This window comes from Pseudomonas sp. Z3-8, from assembly GCF_051131975.1.
In the GTDB taxonomy this organism is placed as follows: domain Bacteria; phylum Pseudomonadota; class Gammaproteobacteria; order Pseudomonadales; family Pseudomonadaceae; genus Aquipseudomonas.
Genome location: NZ_CP071643.1, coordinates 3,553,425 through 3,572,130, shown reverse-complemented (window position 1 = coordinate 3,572,130; position 18,706 = coordinate 3,553,425). Strand labels below are relative to the sequence as shown.

The 18,706-nt window shown below is 60.4% G+C and carries 17 protein-coding genes; 12 read left to right on the top strand and 5 right to left on the bottom strand.

Features of this window, described 5'->3' with window-relative positions; all coding sequences use genetic code 11:
- Positions 1-122: 122 nt before the first annotated feature.
- From J3P94_RS16095 to J3P94_RS16075, 5 genes are all read left to right on the top strand, one after another.
- A complete protein-coding gene (locus tag J3P94_RS16095; RefSeq protein ID WP_434568772.1) occupies positions 123-827 on the top strand; it encodes a heavy metal response regulator transcription factor in 705 nt (234 codons plus the stop codon).
- Positions 827-2,200 carry a heavy metal sensor histidine kinase gene (locus tag J3P94_RS16090; protein ID WP_434568771.1) on the top strand — a complete coding sequence of 458 codons (1,374 nt, stop codon included), beginning with the start codon at positions 827-829 and terminating at the stop codon, positions 2,198-2,200. The genes J3P94_RS16095 and J3P94_RS16090 overlap by 1 nt, the downstream gene beginning before the upstream one ends.
- A gap of 294 nt (positions 2,201-2,494) precedes the next feature.
- Complete coding sequence (locus tag J3P94_RS16085) at positions 2,495-2,755, top strand: DUF2790 domain-containing protein (protein ID WP_434568770.1); 261 nt, start codon at positions 2,495-2,497, stop codon at positions 2,753-2,755.
- 44 nt (positions 2,756-2,799) lie between these two features.
- Complete coding sequence (locus J3P94_RS16080; RefSeq protein ID WP_434568769.1) at positions 2,800-3,855, top strand: SDR family oxidoreductase; 1,056 nt, start codon at positions 2,800-2,802, stop codon at positions 3,853-3,855.
- A gap of 69 nt (positions 3,856-3,924) precedes the next feature.
- Complete coding sequence (locus J3P94_RS16075; protein ID WP_434568768.1) at positions 3,925-5,244, top strand: NTP/NDP exchange transporter; 1,320 nt, start codon at positions 3,925-3,927, stop codon at positions 5,242-5,244.
- A gap of 148 nt (positions 5,245-5,392) precedes the next feature.
- Here J3P94_RS16075 and map read toward each other — a convergent pair whose 3' ends face one another.
- The 3 genes from map to J3P94_RS16060 all read right to left on the bottom strand — a co-directional run bounded on the left by map (position 5,393) and on the right by J3P94_RS16060 (position 8,017).
- Positions 5,393-6,172: a type I methionyl aminopeptidase gene (map, locus tag J3P94_RS16070; RefSeq protein ID WP_434568767.1), complete on the bottom strand. Its 780-nt coding sequence runs from the start codon at positions 6,170-6,172 to the stop codon at positions 5,393-5,395.
- A complete protein-coding gene (locus J3P94_RS16065; RefSeq protein WP_434568766.1) occupies positions 6,169-6,381 on the bottom strand; it encodes a ParD-like family protein in 213 nt (70 codons plus the stop codon). The genes map and J3P94_RS16065 overlap by 4 nt, the downstream gene beginning before the upstream one ends.
- Before the next feature lie 79 nt (positions 6,382-6,460).
- Positions 6,461-8,017, bottom strand: a complete 1,557-nt coding sequence (locus tag J3P94_RS16060; RefSeq protein WP_434568765.1) for a TerC family protein — start codon at positions 8,015-8,017, stop codon at positions 6,461-6,463.
- Between the two features lie 313 nt (positions 8,018-8,330).
- Here J3P94_RS16060 and J3P94_RS16055 point away from each other — a divergent pair, with 313 nt between their 5' ends.
- The 3 genes from J3P94_RS16055 to J3P94_RS16045 all read left to right on the top strand — a co-directional run bounded on the left by J3P94_RS16055 (position 8,331) and on the right by J3P94_RS16045 (position 10,492).
- The gene (locus J3P94_RS16055) at positions 8,331-8,624 is read left to right on the top strand and encodes a metal-sensing transcriptional repressor (RefSeq protein ID WP_434568764.1); all 294 of its coding nucleotides are present in this window, start codon (positions 8,331-8,333) and stop codon (positions 8,622-8,624) included.
- Positions 8,625-8,632: 8 nt separating this feature from the next.
- The gene (locus J3P94_RS16050; RefSeq protein ID WP_434568763.1) at positions 8,633-9,487 is read left to right on the top strand and encodes a nickel/cobalt efflux protein RcnA; all 855 of its coding nucleotides are present in this window, start codon (positions 8,633-8,635) and stop codon (positions 9,485-9,487) included.
- A gap of 102 nt (positions 9,488-9,589) precedes the next feature.
- Positions 9,590-10,492: a LysR substrate-binding domain-containing protein gene (locus J3P94_RS16045; RefSeq protein WP_434574201.1), complete on the top strand. Its 903-nt coding sequence runs from the start codon at positions 9,590-9,592 to the stop codon at positions 10,490-10,492.
- Positions 10,493-10,523: 31 nt separating this feature from the next.
- On the opposite strand, the gene J3P94_RS16040 is transcribed toward J3P94_RS16045, so the two are convergent.
- Complete coding sequence (locus tag J3P94_RS16040) at positions 10,524-11,456, bottom strand: helix-turn-helix domain-containing protein (protein ID WP_434568762.1); 933 nt, start codon at positions 11,454-11,456, stop codon at positions 10,524-10,526.
- Between the two features lie 199 nt (positions 11,457-11,655).
- Here J3P94_RS16040 and J3P94_RS16035 point away from each other — a divergent pair, with 199 nt between their 5' ends.
- From J3P94_RS16035 to J3P94_RS16025, 3 genes are all read left to right on the top strand, one after another.
- Positions 11,656-13,071, top strand: coding sequence for an acyclic terpene utilization AtuA family protein (locus J3P94_RS16035; RefSeq protein ID WP_434568761.1), 1,416 nt, complete (start codon positions 11,656-11,658; stop codon positions 13,069-13,071).
- The gene (locus tag J3P94_RS16030) at positions 13,068-13,376 is read left to right on the top strand and encodes a DUF4387 domain-containing protein (RefSeq protein ID WP_305495120.1); all 309 of its coding nucleotides are present in this window, start codon (positions 13,068-13,070) and stop codon (positions 13,374-13,376) included. The genes J3P94_RS16035 and J3P94_RS16030 overlap by 4 nt, the downstream gene beginning before the upstream one ends.
- 68 nt (positions 13,377-13,444) lie before the next feature.
- Positions 13,445-14,854, top strand: coding sequence for an MmgE/PrpD family protein (locus J3P94_RS16025; RefSeq protein ID WP_434568760.1), 1,410 nt, complete (start codon positions 13,445-13,447; stop codon positions 14,852-14,854).
- A gap of 1,032 nt (positions 14,855-15,886) precedes the next feature.
- Here the strand turns inward: J3P94_RS16025 and J3P94_RS16020 are convergent.
- A complete protein-coding gene (locus tag J3P94_RS16020; RefSeq protein ID WP_434568759.1) occupies positions 15,887-17,092 on the bottom strand; it encodes a citrate synthase in 1,206 nt (401 codons plus the stop codon).
- 257 nt (positions 17,093-17,349) lie between these two features.
- Here J3P94_RS16020 and J3P94_RS16015 point away from each other — a divergent pair, with 257 nt between their 5' ends.
- Positions 17,350-18,639 (top strand): CitMHS family transporter, encoded by a 1,290-nt coding sequence (locus J3P94_RS16015; RefSeq protein ID WP_434568758.1) that lies wholly within the window; start codon positions 17,350-17,352, stop codon positions 18,637-18,639.
- Positions 18,640-18,706: the final 67 nt, after the last annotated feature.

Sequence of the window (18,706 nt, the reverse complement as noted above, 5' to 3'; positions counted from 1 at the left end):
GCGGTCAGGCTGCGGACACCTTCGGCCCGATACTCTGCTGGACGCTGTACCGGTCTGCCCGGGCCGCTTGAAACATGCATGAGCGCCTGTACAGCGCACCCCTTTGCTGGAGGAAATATCCGATGCGGTTGCTCATCGTCGAGGACGAAGAAAAAACGTCTTCCTATGTCCATCGTGGCTTGAGCGAGCTTGGCTACATTGTCGATGTCGCGACCAATGGTATCGATGGCCTGCATTACGCGTTGGAAATGGATTACGACGTGGTGATCCTGGATGTGATGCTGCCGGGCAAGGACGGCTACGGCGTGTTGCAGGGCTTGCGCCTGCACAAGAAGACGCCGGTGATCATGTTGTCGGCCAGGGGCACGGTGGATGATCGGGTCCGAGGGCTGCGCGAGGGTGCTGACGACTACCTGGGCAAACCGTTTTCCTTCGCCGAGCTTGTTGCGCGGGTCCAGGCATTGATCCGACGGCGTGCCGATGACGCCGCCGACCCGACGCATTTGCGCATCGACGACCTGGAGGTCGATCTGCAGGCGCGCAAGGTTACCCGGGCCGGGCTGCGCCTGGACCTGACCGCCAAGGAGTTCTGCCTGTTGAGCCTGCTGGCGCGACACCAGGGTGAGATTCTCTCCAAGTTGATGATTGCCGAGCAGGTCTGGGACATGAATTTCGATAGCGACGCCAATGTGGTCGAGGTCGCGATCAAGCGGGTGCGGGCCAAGGTGGATGCGCCGTATCCGCGCAAGTTGTTGCATACCGTGCGCGGCATGGGTTATGTGCTGGAGAGCCGTGAACTCAGTGACAGGCAAGCGGGTACAGCGTGATGAAGGGATCCATAGCCAAGCGACTGGCGTTGATGTTCGCGCTTGCAGTCACACTGATCACCGCGGTCAGTGCGACGCTGTTGCGCTGTTCGTTGAAGCAGTCGCTCGACGAGCAGATGCAGAACGAGCTGATCCTGCGCCATTCGGTGCTCGATCCGGTGCTCGCCAAATACGATTCGCCGGCGTTCTGGGTCGGCTTGCGACAAAAGCTCGATGGCCTGACGCCCGCGGATGAGCGCGTGCGTTATTGGGTGGTGGTCGACGACCCGGCCTACAGTTATGGCGGGCCGATGCCGGACGGCCTGGACTGGTCGAAGCGCCCGGATGGTTTCGCCACCCTCGATCTGCCCGACCGGGACCGCCCGATGGTGCTGATGGTCGAGACCATTGCGGCCATGGGCAGCCGTCCGGAATTGCGTTTTATCGTGGGATTGGATTCGACGCCGTTCATGAAGACACTGGATGATTTCACGCGGATATTGATCCTGACTTCTGCGCTGGGGGTCGTGCTGGTGGCGCTGCTCGGCTATTGGATCGCGCGTTTTGGCCTGGGCCCGGTCCGGCGCCTGAGCCGGCAGGCCAACAGCCTGCCGCCGGGGGATTCGAAGCAGCGACTCGACACGCAGGCGCTGCCTGGCGAATTGCAGGAGCTGGCGGTGTCGTTCAACGGCGCCCTGGCGCGCCAGGAAGCCGCCTGGTGCCAGCTCGAAGGGTTCAACGCCAATGTGGCCCATGAGCTGCGAACGCCGCTGACCAACCTGATCGGGCAGACCCAGGTCGCATTGGCCCACGGGCGGGACGTGAATGAGCTTCAGGACCTGTTGCAGTCCAATCTCGAAGAACTGGAACGAATGGGCACCATCGTCAACGACATGCTGTTCCTGGCGGGCGCCGAAAGCGGCCAGCGGGCAACCGAGCTGAGCGATGTCTCGCTTTACGAGGAAGCGTCGAAGACCGTGGAATACCTGGAGCCGGTCCTGCACGACAAACAGTTGAGCGTGGTGATCCAGGGCGACATGCGCGTGTGCATCGATCGGCGTCTGTTCCACCGTTCCCTGGCCAATCTGCTGCAAAACGCGGCGCGCTACGCGGTGCCGACAAGCACCATCACGGTGAGTCTGGAAAACCATGGCATGCAGGCCAGGGTGAGCGTTTCCAACGCCGGCGAACCGATCGAAAGCGTGCACCTGGAGCATCTGTTCGAACGCTTCTATCGAGCTGACGTCGCCAGGGCCCGAAGTGACGCGCATCATGGCCTGGGGCTCTCCATCGTGCGGGCGGTGGCGTCGATGCACGGTGGGCGGGTGTTCGCCCACAGCAAGGACGGACTCAACACCTTCGGCTTTTCCCTGACGAGCCAGGCGGCGCGCTAGTCGCTGGCTCGCGAAGCGTCAACATCGCCGTCGGCCAAGACGGCGCTTTCGCGAGCAGGCTCGCTCCCACAGTGGATCTCCAGCAGCCGAAGAATCCCAGGTAAACGCCGATTTCTTGTGGGAGCGAGCCTGCTCGCGAAGAGGCCGCACATCAATATCCCGTTGGCTGAGCCACCGCGTTTTTCCCCGCGCCGGCGTTTGACATGTTCCTGTCAGTCGCCGGTCACCTTGACGTCAGTGTCCCCCTCATAAAGTGCAACCACTATCCCGGTAAGGGCATTTGTGGAGACCACTATGAACATTCAGAACCTGTCGATCGCCAGTCTGTTGGCCGTCATCGCATTAGGCGGTGCGCCGCTCTATGCGAAAGAGCAAACCAATCCCCCGGCTTACGAATACGGCATGCCGCTGGACGTGGCCCAGGCCATTCGCATCGAGGCGCCGAGCCCGTCGGTGTGCGAGGTGGTGCGGGCCAAGATGACCTATGTCGATACCCAGGGTGAACTCCGGCACGTCAGCTTCCTGCAGCTGGCCGATGCGTGCTCCATCCAGTGAACACTGGCCATACCCCTTCATCACCCCCACCAGAGAAGCCAGTCATGTGGAATAGAACAACAATCCCCGCAATCGGACTTTCGCCCAACCTGGGCCGGATCATCACGCTGGCCCGGACGCTCGCTGCGGGCGTAGCGCTGTTCAGCGCCATCAGCGTCGAAGCATCGGCTCGCGTTGCACCCAAACCCGACTGGTCCACCAGCGACATACCGTCGCAGAAAGGCCGGATTGTCCTGATCACCGGCGGCACCAGCGGCATGGGTTATGAAGATGCGCTGGCATTGGCGCGTGCCGGTGCCGACGTCATTATCGCCGCCCGCAACCCGGAGCGCGGCGCTGAGGCCATCGCTCGTATCCGCGAGTCCGTGCCCGATGCCAAGGTGCAATTCGAGGCCGTGGACCTGGCCAATCTCTCATCGGTAAGCGCGCTGGCCCAGCGTCTCCAGAGCAAGCTGCCGCGCCTCGACGTGTTGATCAACAATGCCGCCATCATGGCGCCGCCAGAGCGCGGTACGTCTGCCGACGGTTTCGAACTGCAACTGGCGACCAATTATCTGGGACACTTCGCGCTGACCGGCCTGCTGGTGCCGCTCTTGCGCCAGAGCCAGGACGCCCGAGTTGTGAGCCTTTCAAGTATTGCGGCGACGCGCGGCACGATGAATTTCGATGACCTGCAGTTCGAGCGCAAATACGACCCGTACGCGGCCTACGCGCAATCGAAACTGGCGGTCCTGCACTGGGCGTTTGCCTTGCAGCGGCGCAGTGATGCCGAAAACTGGGGTATTCGCAGCATGGCGGCGCACCCCGGGGTAGCGGTCACCGAGTTGGTCGCGCGCGGGCCCGGCCTCGAAAGCGAGTTCGGCCAGCGCTGGGCAAAGGATCGCGACGCGTACCACTCGGCGGCGCAAGGCGCGTTGCCCACGTTGTATGCCGCTACCGCTGTGCGAGCCGTGGGCGGTGCTTATTACGGACCGACTGGGGACGATGAAAGGCGCGGTCCGTTGGGTTTCGCCAAGACGCCGCCTGCCGCGAACGCGCAGGCGGATGCCGAACGGCTCTGGGCCATCTCCGAGCAACTGACCGGCGTGACCTATCGCTGACGCAGCCTGGGCGCGGGCATTCGTTCCCGCGCTCGACCTCCGGCTTGTTGCCGTTTCCCAGGAGTTTCCATGAGTACCCCTTCCTATTTGCATCGGCTGAGCCTGGCCCTCAACGCCCGTGACGATGAACTGCGTCCGGCAATGTGCGGGTTCCTGTTGTTCCTCTGCCTGTTCACCGGCTACTTCATGTTGCGTCCGATCCGTGAGTCGATGGGGATCGCCGCGGGTGTGGAGAATCTGCAATGGCTGTTTACCGCGACCTTTCTCGTCATGCTGGTGGCCGTGCCGTTGTTCGCCTGGCTCAGCGCGCGAGTGCCGCGCCTGCGCCTCGTCGATTGGGTGTATGGCTTCTTCGTCTTGAACTTGCTGATGTTCGTCGAGCTGTTCCAGTTCGATTCGGACAACGTCTGGCTGGCGCGTACTTTTTACGTATGGATTTCCGTCTACAACCTGTTCGTCGTCTCCGTGGCCTGGAGCCTGATGGCCGATGTATTCGACAGCGAGCAGGCCAAGCGCCTGTTCGCCTTCATCGCGGCCGGCGCCAGCACCGGCGGCCTGCTCGGGCCGGCCTTGAGTGCACTGCTGATCGACAGCCTCGGTGCCTCGGGGTTGATGTTCGTGGCTGCCGTGTTGCTGGGGGCCACGCTGGGATTGAAACGAACCTTGATGCGTTGGCGTGAAACCGGTGGGGCCGGGCGTCCCGGCGCGGCACCCACGCAAAGCCCGCAGCGGCCCCTGACTGGCAATCCGTTCAGCGGCATGACGGCGGTGTTCCGTTCGCCGTACCTGCTGGGGATCGCCGGTTTCGTCGTGCTGCTGGCAACGGTCAGCACCTTTCTCTACTTCGAGCAGGCACGTCTGGTGGCCGAGCTGTTTCCGGACCGCCAGGCCCAGGTACGCGTCTTCGGCACTATCGATTTTATTGTGCAGGCGGGCGCGCTACTGTCCCAGCTGTTCATCACCGGGCGCATCGCCCCGAAGCTCGGCATCGGTGCGTTATTGGCCATCGTTCCACTGATGATGTGCATCGGCTTCGTCGGTCTGGCACTGGCGCCAGGCTTTGCGATCCTCGCGACTTTGATGATTGTGCGACGGATCGGCGAGTACGCGTTCGTGAGACCAGGCAGGGAAATGCTGTTCACGCCGTTGGATGCGGAAAATAAATACAAAGCCAAGAACTTTATCGACACGGTGGTCTATCGCGGCGGTGATGCGGTCAGCGGTTGGATCAAGACGGCGCTCGACATGCTGGGGCAGGGCGCCGGCCTGGTCGCGTTGATCGGCGCAGGGTGTGCGTTGCTGTGGGCCGGCCTTGGATGGCGACTGGGACGGCAGGCTGACCATCGCCGTGATGAACTGGAGCTGGAAGCTGGCGTTGCCGAAACCTAGGCATCCATCGAGCTGTTCGCCCGGCGGGTTCGAAAGACCCTGTGGGAGCGAGCCTGCTCGCGAAGAGATCGGCACATCCAGCATATTCATCGGCTGTGGTAGCGCATTCGCGAGCAGGCTCGCTCCCACAGGATGAATAAACAGTCGTTCAAAGCGTGCCCGTGATCTTGTCCGATTCGTCCGGGCGCAACGTCAGCACCGAAAAACCGGACGCCGTAACGGCCACGGTATGCTCGAACTGCGCGGAGAGCGCGCCGTCCCGGGTCACCACGGTCCAGCCGTCGGCTTCGGTCCTGACGTCCGATGTGCCCTGGTTGAGCATCGGTTCGATGGTGAAGACCATGCCCTCGCGCAGGACCAGGCCCGTTCCCGCTTTGCCGAAGTGCAACACCTGGGGTTCCTCGTGCATTTGCCGGCCGATGCCGTGGCCGCAATATTCACGGACCACCGAATAACCGTTGCGTGTCGCATGGCCTTGGATGGCCGAGCCGATGTCGCCCAGGCGAGCGCCCGGGCGGACGGCGCGGATGCCCTTCCACATGGCTTCATAAGTGACCTGGACCAGCTTCCTGGCGGCTGGGTCGACGTTGCCGATCAGGTACGTCTTGCTCGAATCCGCGATATAGCCGTTCTTTTCCAGGGTGATGTCCAGATTGACGATGTCACCGTCTTGAAGCACTCGCGAGCGCGAGGGCACACCATGGCAGACCACTTCGTTGATCGAGCAGTTGAGTACAAAACCGTACCCGTACTGTCCCTTGCTGGCGGGGCGCGCATGGAGATCGCGGACGATGAAATCCTCGACCATTGCATCGATCTGCAGCGTTGACAGCCCCATCAAATTGGTTTGATCCAGCCGTTCGAACACCAAGGCGAGCAGTCGGCCGGACTCGGCCATCAGGGCCAGTTCTTCGGGTCGCTTGATCATTGCCAGTTCGCCTCCAACGGTTGCGCCGTAACGCCGGCGTCGCTGAGTTCGCGCTGGATGATCTCGTTGAAACTGAGGGTAGGGTTGGTCTCGCACAGCATGCCGACCTTGATCCAGAAGGCCGCCTGCGCGTTGATCGAACGGCAGGAGACCTTGGTGGCCTTGCGTAGCTGGTCGTGAAGTTCGTCGTCGATGTTGACAATGCCCATGTGTGGCTCCATATGTTTCGTATATCGAGGATATACGTTTCATATGCTGTGGCGCCAGCACCATTTGGCAGCTAGCAGGTCATGCCTGTTCCTCGATACGCAGCAAGACCCTGGTTACCCGACGCTCTTCAACCTCCATGACGGTCATGCTCCATCCCTGCCAATTCAGGGTATCGCCAATCATCGGCAAGCGATCCAGCAAGCTCATCACCAGCCCGGCAAGTGTCTGGTAATCCTCCGTCGCGTACGCCTGAAAACCGATGTGTTCGCGAACCTGGCTGAGGTTCAGGGCCCCGCTGACGAGGAAACCGTCCTCTCGCGCAACAATATTCGGCCCGTCGATTTCACTGGCGTCGGGCAATTCGCCCGCAATGGACTCAAGGATGTCGGTCATCGTGAGCAGGCCGACGAAGTCACCGAATTCGTTGACCACGAAGGCGATGTGGGTCGACTCCTTGCGCATTTGCTCCAGCGCGTTGAGGATCGTGAAACTGTCGAGCAGGTTGATGGCTTTGCGCGCCATGGCTTCCAGATTCGGTTGATTGCCCGCCAGTATTTCCTTGAGCAGCTCCTTCTTGTGGACGAAACCCAACGGCTCATCCACGCGCCCGTCGCGAATCAACGGCAAGCGCGAATACGACGAGTGCATCAGCGTCGTACGGATGTCTTCCGGCGTGTTCGCCAGGTCGAGCTGGTCGATTTGCGCGCGAGGGGTCATCACACTGCGTATCGGGCGCTCCGCCAATTGCAGCACGCCGCTGATCATCACCCGTTCGCGTCGATGGAAAACCTGTTCGGTTTTTTCGCCTTCCAGCAGGTCGGCGATTTCTTCACCGACCTCATCGGCCCCCAGCTTTTGACCGCCCAGCAGGCGCAGCACCGCATGGGCGGTACGCTCGCGCATCGGCCGAAGACCTTGCAGGTTTTTCTTGCGCCGCGAGCGCGCCAACTGGTTGAACAGCTCGATCAGGATCGAGAAGCCAATCGCGGCGTACAGGTAACCTTTAGGAATGTGGAAACCCAGGCCCTCGGCGGTGAGGCTGAAGCCGATCATCATCAAAAAGCCCAGGCACAGCATGATGACGGTAGGGTGGCCATTGACGAATTTCGTCAACGGCTTGCTCGCGATCATCATCAGGCCGATGGAGAAGATCACCGCGATCATCATCACTGACAGATGTTCAACCATGCCCACGGCGGTGATCACCGCATCCAGGGAAAAGACCGCATCCAGCACCACGATCTGCGCAACGATCGGCCAGAACAGCGCATAGGCGGCGTTGCCGGAACGTTGCGCCACGTGGCCCTCGAGTCGCTCATGCAACTCCATGGTTGCCTTGAACAACAGGAACACGCCGCCAAACAGCATGATCAAGTCGCGGCCCGAGAACGTCTTGCCGAACACTTCGAACAGCGGGTTGGTCAGGGTCACCATCCAGGAGATGCTCGCCAGCAGGCCCAGGCGCATCAGCAGCGCCAGGGACAGGCCGATAACTCGGGCACGGTCGCGCTGCGCGGGGGGGAGCTTGTCCGCCAGGATGGCGATGAATACGAGGTTATCGATGCCGAGCACCAGCTCCAGCACGATCAGGGTCAGCAGGCCGAGCCATGCCGTGGGGTCAACGATCCATTCCATGGGTTATTCGCTCCCTCGGGCGATCAATATGAGGGAAGAGGGCTGTAACCGCGATACAGGCGGCGCTGTAGCGGGGGAGACAGCGTTTTCTGAAAAACTACTGGGAGGTTCCTGGAGGCTGTTCATGCGGGTCTGGCAATAATTGGGGAAGAAATCCTACAACGGTTCCCAGCATTTCATACGAAGCGATTTATTACAGGATCTGACGAAGCCGCAATGTCTTGCGGTGCGTCATGGGGGAGAGGGCTTGTTTGTCATATCCCCCTGGGGGGGATATGATCCGGCGCATTCCATAGCGATCCGAGCCTCGTCCATGAGTGAACTCAACCACGATCATCCCCATGTCCACCAAAGCCATGAAGCGATCATCAAGCGCCTCAAGCGGGCGGACGGTCACCTGCGCAGCATCATCCTCATGATCGAGGAGGGTCGTGATTGCGTGGACATCGCCCAGCAGTTGCATGCGGTGGAGAAAGCCGTGTGCCAGGCCAAGCGCACACTGATCCAGGATCACATCGATCATTGCCTCGAAGACACCGTTTCGGCACTGGACAGGGGCGAGCGCGCGCCGCTGGAAGCCTTCAAACAAATCACCAAGTACCTCTAGGCCTCGACATGCCGAATTTTGCTGAACTGATGCAACAGGGGGGCGCTCACGCCTGGCTGTATTTCCCCAGTGCGATCTTGCTGGGCGCGTTGCACGGGCTGGAACCTGGTCATTCGAAAACCATGATGGCGGCGTTCATCGTGGCCATTCGCGGCTCGGTCAAGCAGGCGGTGTTGCTGGGGTTGGCCGCGACGCTTTCGCACACCGCCGTGGTGTGGCTGGTGGCGATTGGCGGGATGTACCTGGGCCAGGGGCTGGACGCCGAGACTACGGAACCGTACTTCCAACTCGCCTCTGCGGTGCTGATCATTGCGATCGCGTTGTGGATGCTCTGGCGTACCTGGCGTGGCGAACAGATGTTCAAGCTTGAGAGCGGTGACGGGCATCGCCATGCTCATCACGATCACGATCACGATCACGATCACGATCACGATCACGATCACGATCATGCGCATCCGGAACTGGCGCTGTCATCGGAGGGTTACCAGGACGCTCATGAACGGGCGCATGCCAACGACATCCGCAAGCGTTTCAGCAATCGAGACGTCACCACGGGCCAGATCATTGTGTTTGGCCTGACGGGTGGGCTGATCCCGTGTCCTGCGGCGATAACCGTCCTGCTGCTCTGCCTGCAGGTCAAGGAAGTTGCGCTCGGCGGCATGCTTGTCTTGTGCTTCAGCATCGGCCTGGCAATTACCCTGGTTACGGTGGGAGCAGCCGCGGCCCTTGGCGCTCGGAAGGCCACCAAGCGCTGGCCGTGGCTGGGCACTGTTGCCCGGCGCGCGCCTTATCTGTCGAGCGTGTTGATAATTGCAGTCGGCATGTATGTGGGTATCCACGGCTGGATCGGTTTGAGCGCATGAGAACCTTGATCGGCTGGGCCTCGGCTGCCCTGTGCAATGAGCGCTTTTCCCATTACGCTGAAAAGCTCCTGTCCAGGTAAAGAATCGCGCAGCGTGAAGAAGATAGTTCGAGTCGATGATCTACAGGTGTTCGTGACGACCACTGACGCCGGGAGTTTTTCCGCGGCGGCGCGCTTGCTGGATATTTCTCCGGCGCTGGCCAGCGTCGCGGTACAGCGACTCGAGGCAAGCCTGGGGGTGAGGCTGTTCGTGCGCTCTACGCGGCGGCTGCGTTTGTCGGATGATGGTGAGCGCTACCTGGCCCATGCCCGGCGGGCATTGGAGGTGCTGGAGGATGGCGAGCTCGCCCTGGCCGAGGGGCGTGACGAAGTGGCCGGGACGCTGCGCTTGTCGGTGCCCTCGGACATCGGGCGAAACCTGCTGCTGCCGTGGCTGGACGAGTTCCAGCAGATGCACCCCAAGGTACTGTTGCAGCTGCGGGTCAGCGACCAGGTCGCCGACCTGTTCGGGGAGCATCTCGATGCGAGCATTCGTTATGGTCAGTTGGCCGATTCGAGCCTCGTCTCCCTGATGCTGGCTCCATCCAACCGAAGGACCGTGTGTGCCTCACCCGACTACATCGCGCGCCACGGCCTGCCAAAGACGCCGGGTGAGCTGAGCGGGCACAATTGCCTGCGTTACGTGATGGGTGAGCAAACCTACGAGCGTTGGATCTTTCGGACAGCGAATGGGCTGGAAACGGTTCAGGTCGCTGGCGATCGCATCAGTGATGACGCTGATATTGCCAGGCGTTGGGCCGTGGCGGGCCAGGGGATCGTCTACAAATCGAAGCTCGATGTAATGGACGACCTTCGCAGCGGTCGCCTGGTGGAGATTTTTCCAGCGGAGTATGGCCAGCCAGCGCCGCTGCAACTGGTGTGCGCCCATCGAACCTCGCTGACGCCGTCGGTCCAGGTGCTCAGGGCCTTCCTGTCTGCGCGCTGTGAACGTTACATCAACGAGTGAGCAGGGCGCTGGCCAGTGGCTGAAACAGGCCTCACGCCTGGCGATAATCGCTGGGCGTCACGCCTATCTCCCGGCGAAAGACCTGGGAGAAATGGCTCGGGCTTGAGTAACCCACTTCCAATCCGATGTCGATGACGCTGCGGTCCGTTTCGAGCAGCAGTTGCCGGGCCCGGCTCATGCGCAGGCGTATGAAATACTGCGAAGGCGACAGGCCTGTGGCGCGCTTGAACATTCGGCTGAAGTGATACTCGCTCAGCTCCACGACCTGGGCCAGGTGGGCAAGGCTGAAATCATCGGCGAGGCGCTGGTTCATCGTCTCGAGGACCCGACGCAATTTGTACGCCTGCAGCGCGTTGCTGCGCGAGGCTCCGCTGTGGGGCGCGAGGTAGGTACGCACCAGGTGCACCGCCAGTGCCTGGGCCAGGCTCTGTGCAAACAGTGGGCTGGGCTGGCGTTCGTCGACCAGCTCGTTGCGCAACTGATCCAGCATGAAGCTCACCCGCGGGTCCCGGGCTCCGGAGATATCGCGAAAGGTGACAGGACCGGCCCGTTCTCCGAGCACGTCGCGCGCGGCGCGCTCGATCAACGGCAAACCGAGATACAGGTGCATGACTTCGAAGGTGTCGCAACCTTGCGTTTGCCAGCGCATCTCGTAAGGCTCGTTCGTGCTGGTGAGGTAGAAATCACCGGCCTGAACATCGACGGCTTCCCATTCGCTGCCCAGCGAACGTTCCTCGATCCGGGCGCCCCCGGTCAGCACCAGGACGAGCAGAGGCTCGACCACCGCAGGCACCAGGATCGGCTCGACTACCGTAGGGTGGCTGAACAGTTGCACCACCATTTCCTGGACCTGGGCACGCGTCGGCACGACTTGCGGCGTGCCCGGCATGAAATGCGCCATCGACTCGGCGCTGATGCGCTGGGGAGCGTTCTGCGGCGGTTCATCCGGTCCGGTCTGGCGCATGTGTTGCTCCATCAATGAAGTCCTTTTGCCTGCTGAATCCACTTCGAAAACAGTTTTGATATCGCTCAACTCGCTGCGAATTTTTCACAGCGGCGAAGTTAGCGTTGGCGTAGTTATATGGACAAAATCTGTCCACTTGTCAACACCGTTGCAAGCCTTATCATCGCCTCAAAGAAGAAGTAAAAAAGAAGAGGGATTTATGCGAACGGTATTTCAAGATTGTATAAAAGTCATTGTTCCCTGCGGTTCTTTGGGAGCGGGCGTGCGGGAACAGGAAATAGCCTATGGATTGGCCGCCGGTGCACAAGTTATCGCCACCGATGCCGGTTCAACCGACAGTGGCGCGGCTTATCTTGCACTGGGTAAATCGAAGAACAACCGAGGCGCGGTCAAGCGTGACTTGATGATATTAATGAAAGCCCAGGCGCAATCCGGAGTGCCGATCATTGTCGGTACCGCCGGTCAGGCCGGAGGTGATCTTAATTTGAACTGGACGCGTGATATCGCCCTGGAAATAGCCGAAGAGTTGGGCGTGGCGCCAAAGATTGCGCTCATTTATTGCGAGCAGGACAAGGACACGATAAAGAACTTGAACGCCGAGGGGCGTATAAAACCCTTGTCGCCACATACTGCGTTGGACGACGCAACGGTGGACGCCTGCGAACATATTGTCGCCGCGCTGGGGGTGGAGCCCTTTCTCGCTGCGCTGGAGGCCGGTGCCGATATCATATTGGCCGGCCGCTCCACCGATACCGCGGTCATCGCCTGTTATCCAATCTGGAAAGGCGCGCCTTGGGGGCCTTCGTGGCACGCTGGCAAGACCGGCGAATGCGGCGTGCAGTGTGCCGTCAATCCCACGCTAGGCTCGGGAATCCTGCTGAGTATCGATGCGAACGGCTTCGAAGTCGAGCCGTTGAGCCAGGACAACCGGTGCACGCCCCATAGCGTTTCGGCCCACATGCTCTACGAAAACAGCGACCCGTTCCGGTTGGTCGAGCCCGGTGGCATCTTGAATGTAGCCGAGGCACGTTACACCGATCTCAATGGCCGTGCTGTCCGGGTCGAAGGTTCGCGCTGGGAGGAAATGCCCTACACCATGAAGTTGGAAGGCGCCGCGGCCGGTTTATATCAAACGATCATGCTGGTGGGCATTCAAGACCCCGATGTACTCAAGGATATCGACGGTTTCCATGATCGGTTACTTGAAGCGCTTTATACAAGAACCCGCCAATCCATCCCCGTCGAGGAATTGGGCGAGTTTCATATTTCCCTGCGCATGTACGGGTGGAACGGCGTCACCGGTGTAACGCCGCCTGCGGGAACATTACCGCCGCCGGAACTTGGCATGTTGTTTGTAGCAACTGCCGCAACCCAGGAAATCGCCAATACCATTGCCCACGCGTGTAATCCCTATTTCTTCCATTACCCGAGTGTCATGGGCAAGGAACTGCCGTCGTATGGATTTGCCTTTACCCCGGCTGATATACCGCGTGGGCAGATTTTCGAGTTCAAGTTGAATCACGTGGTGGAACTTGAGGATCCCATGGAGTTGGTTCGTCTGGAGTGGATTGATTTATCGGCTACCTCGGTGGCCAGGAAGGAGCTTGCACAATGACCAAGTTGCGTGATGTATGCCGGCATGTCCGATCCAAGCAAGCGGGGCCGTTCTGGATCACCTTCGATATCTTTTTCAACGGGCGGGAGAATTTCGAGCGTTACTCCGATTGCGCGGCACTTTCCCCGGCGCAATTCGCGAAGCTCTACGGCACCGATCCCGAGCGGGTCAAGCACATTCCGGTGGCGGACCTGGAAATGGTCAAGATTTCCTTTCCCCGCCCAACGCCCCAGGGCGGAATGGTCGAGCGCGACATGCATGCCGGCCAGCAATACGTCCGGCTGCTTGATGTGACCATCGACTGAGGCCCGTTCGCGCCTTGCTCTGTTCGCCTCATGGACGAGGACTGACCACCCATTTACCCGAGGTAAACATGACGGATTCCACCGTTGCGATGCGGCTGGCACGCTATGCCCACGCATTCAGGAAACAGCGCCTGCCCGATGAAATCATCCACCTGGTGCGCCAGCGCTTCATCGACAGCCTGGCCTGCGTGCTGGGCGCCTACGGGGCGGCCCCGGTAAAGGCTGCGCTGGGTTATGCCGCTGCCAACCCCGCGACCACCGCCGGCATATTCGGCTCTAACCTGCAAACGACAGCGGAAATCGCTGCCTTCGCCAACGGCCTGATGGTTCGTTTCCTCGATTACAACGATGGCTATATGGGCTTGGAGCCGGGCCATCCGAGTGACAACATCCCGGCCTGCCTCGCCGTGGCGCAAGCCGAGAGCGCCACCGGCGCCGAACTGATTTCGGCCATCGTCCTGGCCTATGAGATCCAGATGCGCTTGCAGGATGCGGCAAGCTTGAACAGGCGTGGCTGGGACCACGTCAATTACATCAACGTCGCGATGGCAGCGGCGGCTTCCAACCTGATGAAGCTGGACGTCGCGCAGACCGAGCAAGCCATCAACATCGCCTTGAGCGGGCACTTGGCAATGCGCCAGGTGCGCAGTGGAACCTTGTCCGACTGGAAGGGCTGTTCGGCCGCCAATGCCGCGCGCAACGCGGTTTTTGCGGCCCAGCTGGCGCGCCATGGCATGACCGGGCCGTCGCCGGTCTTCGAGGGCGAGATGGGGTTCTTCAAGCTGGTTTCAGGGCCGTTCGAGCTGGACACTGATCGTTTTGCTACGCCCGACAACGGCGACTATGCGATACGACGCTCGCTGACCAAGACATTCCCCACCAACGGCGAGCTGCACACCGCCGTCTGGGCCGCGCTGGATATCCGCAAGCGCATCGACAACGTGAATGACATCGCTGCCATTAGCATCCAAACGTCCGAATTCAACCGTCGTGTCCTCGCGGACACCGCGGAGAAATGGTTGCCGAAAACCCGCGAAACGGCGGACCACAGCCTGCCCTATAATGTCGCTCGGGCATTGCTCGAAGGGGATATCACCATCGCTTCGTATTCCGCGGAAAAAATCGCCGACCCTGCGGCGATTGCCTTGATGGACAAGGTCAGCGTCACGGAGGATCCGGCGTTGACGGCGCTGTTTCCACGGCACCTTGCCAATCGTGTCAGTGTGACGCTGGTCTGCGGCGAGCAGGTGGTGAGCGAGATGATCACCGGCCCCGGGTCAGTCGAAACGCCGATGACCGATGGGGATTTCGAGCGGAAATTCCGGCGCATGGCGATGCCGCATATCGACGCGTCGGCACAAGACCTGGTGCTTGGGTTCGTCGCCGGGCTTGAGCGGCAGACGCAGTTCAATTCGTTGTTTGCGGCGATGGCTGTCGCACCCATTGCGGACCAGAAACCGGCTGCACTGTGCCTTTGAGAAGCTTCGCGAGCAGGCTCGCTCCCACAGGTCATGTGCCGTGCATGGATGTTCTGGATGGCGCAGACCTACTGTGGGAGCGAGCCTGCTCGCGAAGAGGCCAGTCCATTCAACATCCTCATCGCCTGTAACGCCGCCATCGCGAGCAAGCTCGCTCCCACAGGGTGATGTGCCGTGCATGGATGTTCTGGGTGGCGCAGATTACTGTGGGAGCGAGCCTGCTCGCGAAGAGGCCAGTCCATCCAACATCCTCATCGCCTGTAACGCCGCCATCGCGAGCAAGCTCGCTCCCACAGGGTGATGTGCCGTGCATGGATGTTCTGCATGGCGCAGACCTACGGTGGGAGCGAGCCTGCTCGCGAAGAGGCCAGTCCATTCAACATCCTCATCGCCTGTAACGCCGCCATCGCGAGCAAGCTCGCTCCCACAGGGTGATGTGCCGTGCATGGATGTTCTGGATGGCGCAGACCTACTGTGGGAGCGAGCCTGCTCGCGAAGAGGCCAGTCCATTCAACATCCTCATCGCCTGTAACGCCGCCATCGCGAGCAAGCTCGCCCCCACAGATTATGTGCCGTGCCTGGATGTTCTGCATGGCGCAGACCTACGGTGGGAGCGAGCCTGCTCGCGAAGAGGCCAGTCCATTCAACATCCTCATCGCCTGTAACGCCGCCATCGCGAGCAAGCTCGCTCCCACAGGGTGATGTGTCGTGCTTGGATGTTCTGGGTGGCGCAGATTACTGTGGGAGCGAGCCTGCTCGCGAAGAGGCCAGTCCATTCAACATCCTCATCGCCTGTAACGCCGCCATCGCGAGCAAGCTCGCTCCCACAGGGTGATGTGCCGTGCCTGGATGTTCTGGATGGCACAGATCTACGGTGGGAGCGAGCCTGCTCGCGAAGAGGCCAGTCCATCCAGCATCCTCATCGCCTGAAACGCCGCCATCGCGAGCAAGCTCGCTCCCACAGATTATGTGCCGTGCCTGGATGTTCTGGGCGGCGGGAATATCTTTGCGCGGCAGCGCCCGAAGCGGATTTCAACGGCGCCCCATGTCGGTCGCCGTTGGCAACGTCCCGGTATAACGAGCGCGAGGCCGGCCCTCGTGGTGCTGGTTGTATTGCTCGCTGGCATGGGCGATCCAGCCGATCGAGCGACCGACGCCGGCCAATGAAATTTCCTGTCCGCGCAGTCCCATTTTCCTGCCGATGAAACTCACCAGGAGAATGAATTCAGGCGGGTATGCAACGAGTTCCGAGGCCACCGAAAAGGCTTTCTGCAACCTGACGAATTCACTGTCGCCATCAAATACTGCAGTCAACGCGGCCATGAGGTTGCTGGCTCGCGGGTCGTTGATCGAATGCACATTGGGGCCGAACCCGACGATGTGTCCGTCCTGGCTGTAGCGCTGCAGGATCGGTCGAGTAGGGTCCGCGGCCGTACAGATTTCCTCGATCATCCGGCTGGCGGCTTCATTTCGTCCATAGGCGATCTTGTGGCCTCGCGCGGCGGCGAGCGCTGCAATGACCGCGTAATAGGGTGTAGCGCCGGTGGTGGCGGCGACGCGGACACTGTGGGTGGTGTGGTCCAGCTCATGATCGATGCTGAGAATCAGCAGGCGCCGGATCAGATCGGCATGTGCTGGCGGGGCGCCGCAGGCCTGGGTGATGAACTCATGCAAGGGCTGGTTGCTCGGTTCGGTCGCCCCCACGACCAACGCGGCAAACCAGCGCACGACATCGGCGCCGGTACGGGCGTAACTGTCAGGGGAAAGGTCGAAGGCCTTGGGATTTTCTCGCTGCACCAGGGGGAACAGGGCGATGGCTTTTTCCTGGGCGGACGTGTGTTCATAGATCTTCAACAGCTTGGCAGTGTCCTTCGGGGTGCGAGGCAGCGACGTGCCGAACGCCGAAGGCACCTGCCAGATCAACTCGGCGACTTCTTCGACGGTTGAACGATCAGCCAGCTCGACGACATTGTGGCCGCGATAAAACAGGCCATCGTCCGTTATCAGCGTAATCGCGCTGTCCGACGGCGTCGTACGCTTGGCAACGGGCTTGTCTTGCGCCGGTACTTTCACCAGGCGTTGGATGTCTTCTGCCCAGTAACGCCGCTTGGGCGAGCCGGCAATCTTGATGGAGCGGATATTTTTGCGGCTCACATAGGCGTACAGCGTCGGCAGGCTGACCCGGAGTATGGCTGCCGCCTCTTCTGCCGAGAGGTAAAGGCCTTCTTGTTCTGGCATGACCGGTCCAATCGAATTGATGGAGAGGTATACATGTTTATTGGATTTACCGTCCTGTAGTCAATGTGTATCGGCGCCGGGTTTCAACTTTGTTTTTTCTATCCAGGCTGCGTCTGACGAGCCTTATCCAGCAGGGATGTTGACGGAAAAAATCAAGATTTACAGCGTTTCAGCCCCTATGTAGATTTCGGCTGCGCAAGAGTTGTTCACATTGATTTTCGAAGATCGATAACAATAAAAACGAAAAGGTGAAACGCATGGCTTGGTTAGGTTTCGCAATGGTCGTCACGTTTATGGCATTGATCATAAGCAAGCGACTTTCCGCTGTGACGGCACTCATTCTTGTCCCGGTCGCGTTTGGCCTGGCCAGTGGAGCAGGACCGGAACTGGGCGCGATGGTGATGAACGGCGTCAAGCAAGTAGCGCCCACCGCGCTGATGTTGATGTTTGCAATCCTCTATTTCGCAATCATGTTTGACGCGGGGCTCTTTGAACCCGCTGTACGAAAGATTCTGCGTTACGTGGGCAACGATCCTCTGCGCGTGGTGCTGGGCACTGCACTGCTGGCCACGGTCATTTCCTTCGATGGTGATGGCGCAACGACGGTCTTGATTGTAACCACTGCGTTCCTGCCGCTTTACCTTCGCCTCGGCATGAACCCGCTGATCCTGGCGTTGATGCTGTTGTTGACCAATACCGTGGTCAATCTGATTCCCTGGGGAGGGCCGGTGGCCCGCGCCGCCAGTGCGCTCCACCTGGATGTGGCCGAGTTGTTCCTGGGGTTGGTGCCGGCCATGTTCGCGGGCCTTGCCTATGCGTTTGTCGTGGCGTTCTGGATCGGTCGCAGAGAGCGCCGTCGCTTGGGCTGGACGGCCGCTGCCAAGGACGCCGCGCCGGAAGATGTCGTCTTGCCCACCACGCATTCCGAGACGCATCGGCCGCAGCTTTTCTGGGTCAATCTCGCGCTCACCGCTGGGCTCATGTATGCGATGGCCACAGGGCTGGCGCCTTTGCCGATGTTAATGATGGTGGGGCTTTCCCTGGCGCTGCTGATCAACTATCCACGCCTCGCGGAACAGAAGGCCAGAGTCGCGGCGCACTCCGAAAGTGTCCTGATGGTCATCGCCCTGATATTTGCATCTGGTGCGTTTACCGGGATCTTGTCAGGTACCGGCATGGTTGATGGGATGTCCGAAAAGATTGTGCAATTGATTCCCGACGACCACGGCCAATATTTCAGCATCATTACCGCGCTCGTCGCCTTGCCACTCAACTTCCTGTTATCCAATGACGCGTTTTTCTTTGGCATCTTGCCGGTACTGGGCGCGGCGGGCGTCGAATACGGTATTGACCCGATGCACATAGCGCGGGCCTCGGTGCTGGGCCAACCGGTTCACGCACTAAGCCCCTTGGTGGCGGCGGTTTATCTGATCAGCGGAATCATCAAGCGGGACATGGGCGACATGCAACGCTATTGCCTGCTCTGGGCGATCGGCAGCAGCCTTGTCTTGATTGTAACCGCGGTCATTACCCGGGCGATTATCTGATTCATTAACGCGCAGCGCCGAAGTTTGAAGGACGCCGAGTTGCGTCCGCTCACGTCAAAATAAAAAT